This window comes from Methanobrevibacter filiformis, from assembly GCF_001639265.1.
Lineage (GTDB): Archaea > Methanobacteriota > Methanobacteria > Methanobacteriales > Methanobacteriaceae > Methanacia > Methanacia filiformis.
In genome coordinates this window covers 1-1,227 of record NZ_LWMT01000154.1, presented here as the reverse complement: position 1 = coordinate 1,227, position 1,227 = coordinate 1, and the positions used below count along the sequence as shown (strand labels likewise).

The window sequence follows — 1,227 nt, the reverse complement described above, 5'->3', positions numbered from 1 at the left end:
AATCAAATCATTAAGCTCAGTAGAACTAATATGACGCACCACTACTTCTTTAGAATCTTTACTCATATACCAATATTATATATTTTATACTATATAAATATTGTCAAAAAATAGGTATCGTACTATAGTGGTACTAATTTTTCAATAGTTAATTCTAATTTTACAAATAATAGTGCAAATGCTACTGCTAACAATGGTTCTTATACTCCTAGTAGTTATGGTGGTGCTATTTATAATACTGGAAGTGGATTTGTTATATCTCAGTCTATATTTATTAATAATAGTGCAATAAGTTATTCTAGGAATTATAGTGCTAATAGTTATGGTGGAGCTATTTATAATACTAAAGATTTAATTCTAAATGAATCAGTTTTCATAAATAATAGTGCAAATGCCACTACTGGAGCTACTTCTTCTGTTCGTAGTTATGGTGGAGCTATTTATAATGCGGCTACTAGTACTTCTATGTCAAGTGATTATCCTCTTCCTGAAATAAGAGTATATGGTACTCAAACTAGTAATGAAATCAGTGTAATAGGATCTAAATTCATAAATAATAGTGCAACTGATGGTGGTGCCATATATTCTTTAGGAGCTAGCGTAAGTATGGCTGATGATTATTATTATTCAGATATGTCTCCTATTGATGATGATTATAAAATTATTAGTAATTTTAATATTATAAATTCTATATTTGAAAATAACACAGCAAATAGTGGTGGTGCTATTTATAGAAGTGGTGTATTAAGTATTTATGTTGAATTTTACCGTACTGATGTTGCTATTGCACAGGCACTTGCTGATAATTATGATATTGGTGTTTATGCTAATTTTAATATTGAAAACTCTACATTTACAAATAACACAGGAAGATTTGATGGTGGAGCTATCTATAATACTGGTGGCTCATCATTTTCCTACTATGACTATAATGGTATCAATCAAAGCATTATAGAAGCAATATTTGGGGATATAAATTATGGAATGAATATAAAAAATTCTGTATTTACTAAAAATACTATAAATAATGCTAGTTCTTCTAATAATACTGGTGGTGCTATTTACAATAAAGACAATCTTAATCTAACTAATTCTAGTTTTATAGTACGATACCTATTTTTTGACAATATTTATATAGTATAAAATATATAATATTGGTATATGAGTAAAGATTCTAAAGAAGTAGTGGTGCGTCATATTAGTTCTACTGAGCTTAATGATTTGATT

Annotated in this window: 1 protein-coding gene and 1 pseudogene; both read left to right on the top strand. The window is 27.7% G+C overall.

Annotation, left to right across the window (positions count from 1 at the left end; all coding sequences use genetic code 11):
- Window positions 1-144: 144 nt before the first annotated feature.
- Window positions 145-345 (top strand): annotated as a pseudogene (locus tag MBFIL_RS11240) (hypothetical protein); the annotation flags it as partial.
- Between the two features lie 120 nt (window positions 346-465).
- Window positions 466-1,143, top strand: coding sequence for a hypothetical protein (locus MBFIL_RS04515; RefSeq protein WP_066971885.1), 678 nt, complete (start codon window positions 466-468; stop codon window positions 1,141-1,143).
- Window positions 1,144-1,227: the final 84 nt, after the last annotated feature.

Bases quoted from the DNA above. Each gene is read 5' to 3' on its own strand.
- MBFIL_RS04515 (WP_066971885.1), top strand. From the start codon at position 466: ATGTCAAGTGATTATCCTCTTCCTGAAATAAGAGTATATGGTACTCAA.